We start from the raw sequence: 1,872 nt of genomic DNA, 5'->3' as shown, positions 1-1,872 counted from the left end.
GGAGGAGCACGCCGAGGAGATGGCCGTGGTGCTGTCCGACCCCGCGCTGTACACCTTCACCGGCGGTGAGCCCCCGGACCCCGAGGCCCTCCGGGCGCGCTACGCATGCTTGGCCTCGGGGTCCGACGATCCAGCCGTCTCCTGGGGCAACTGGGTGATCGAGTCACGCGCCGAGAGCTGCCTGACGGGCTACGTCCAGGCGACGATCACCCTCGCCGAGGGCGGACGGCACGCGGAGATCGCCTGGGTGGTGGGAACTCCCTGGCAGGGACGGGGCATCGCCACGGAGGCGACCCGCGCCATGGCCGGCCGGCTGCGTCAGCAGTCCGTACGCGACCTCATCGCCCACATCCATCCGGACCACCGGGCCTCCGCCGCGGTCGCCACGGCCGCCGGACTCGCACCCACGGACCGATGGCACGACGGCGAGGTCAGATGGCAGCGCAGGCTGTGAACCATGGACCTCGACGAACTGCGGCGCCGGGCCGTACACATCCACGACCTCTACGACGAGGTCAACTTGACCTGGCCCTGCAGGACCGGGCTTGGAGTCAGGGCCCAACTGGCTGCTGAGTGGCCTCCACGGAGAACGGCGTGCTGTCCATGACACCGCAGCAGACCGCCGACATGGCGGCACGGCTGCGCCAGGCGATCCGCCGGATGTAGGCCGGGAGTCGGAACCTCCTCGCTGGGGCGGAGATGGCGCAACAGCGCCCTGTGGAAACCGGGCGCGCCGTGCTTCGATTCTTTGTCATGACCCTGAGACGCCGGCACTTCCTCGAGGGAGTGGCCGCGCTGTCGGCCACCACGCTGTTGAGCACCGCGACGTCGGGGGAGGCCCGCGCGGCCGCCGCCGGGGCGCCGGGCCCCGAGGCGTGGATGTCGCAGCTCCCCGACGGGGCGGACTTACGGGATCTGACGATCCCGGGCACCCACAACTCCGGTGCGCAGTACGGCGGTCCGTGGGCCGAATGCCAGAACACCGGCATCGCGGCGCAACTGTCCACCGGCATCCGGTTCCTCGACATCCGCTGCCGCCTCTTCGAGGGCTCCTTCACCATCCACCACGGAGCCGCCTACCAGCGCCTCAACTTCGACGATGTGCTGGGCGGCTGCCGCGACTTCCTCTCCGGACAGCCGTCGGAGACGGTTCTGATGCGTGTGAAACAGGAGTACTCGGAGGAGAGCGCCGACCGGTTCCGGCTCGTCTTCGAGGACTATCTCGACGGCAGAGGATGGCGTTCCCTCTTCCGGCTCGCCCCCACCCTGCCCACGTTGGGTGAAGCCCGGGGCAGGGTGGTGCTGCTGGGGGACTCCGACGGGCTGCCGGGCGTGCGGTACGGGGACGCGGCCCTGTTCGACATCCAGGACGACTACATGGCCGAACCGGGGGCCAAGTACCCGCTGATCGAGAATCACTTCCGCAAGACCGTCTCCCAACCGGGCAAGCTCTACGTCAACTTCGTCAGCACAGCGGCTCTCCTGCCGCCCCGCTACAACGCGGACCGGCTCAACCCGCGCGTCAGGGAACTCCTGACGTCGCCGGAGGCCGCAGGCTGGCGCGGTCTGGGCATCGTCCCCATGGACTACCCCAACGTCCACGGCATGACCGACGCGCTGCTCGCACACCAGCCCGCCGCGACTGCCCGCACCGGCGTCTGACCGCGGTGAACACAGGGGCCCGCCCGGCCTGAATCAGCCGGGCGGGGAACCCGGCGGCCTGCGGCCATCAGCTCCGGGCGCCTTCCTCACGGGCGACCTCAAGGTTCAGGAACCGGGGTTCGCCGGTGCACAGAGCGCGCATCTGCTCGGCGACGCCCTGCGTCTCCGGCAGGTCGTTGTTCTCCATCGCCTTCTCGTAGGAGGGGAACT

The 1,872-nt window shown here is 70.0% G+C and carries 2 protein-coding genes; both read left to right on the top strand.

All coding sequences use genetic code 11. From position 1 onward, the window contains the following. Nucleotides 1-454 (top strand): GNAT family N-acetyltransferase (locus ACRDP3_RS25955; protein WP_431519434.1); only part of this gene is annotated, 454 nt, incomplete at its 5' end. Nucleotides 455-753: 299 nt separating this feature from the next. Then, nucleotides 754-1,662, top strand: coding sequence for a phosphatidylinositol-specific phospholipase C (locus ACRDP3_RS25950; protein ID WP_431519433.1), 909 nt, complete (start codon nucleotides 754-756; stop codon nucleotides 1,660-1,662). The last annotated feature ends 210 nt before the right edge of the window (nucleotides 1,663-1,872 follow it).

Source organism: Streptomyces sp. (assembly GCF_050698815.1).
GTDB lineage: Bacteria > Actinomycetota > Actinomycetes > Streptomycetales > Streptomycetaceae > Streptomyces.
Note: the sequence above shows the minus strand (reverse complement) of the source record. Positions and strands in the feature narration are given on the sequence as shown.

Coding starts and splice junctions, on each gene's coding strand:
- ACRDP3_RS25950 (WP_431519433.1), top strand. CDS start 754: ATGACCCTGAGACGCCGGCACTTCCTCGAGGGAGTGGCCGCGCTGTCG.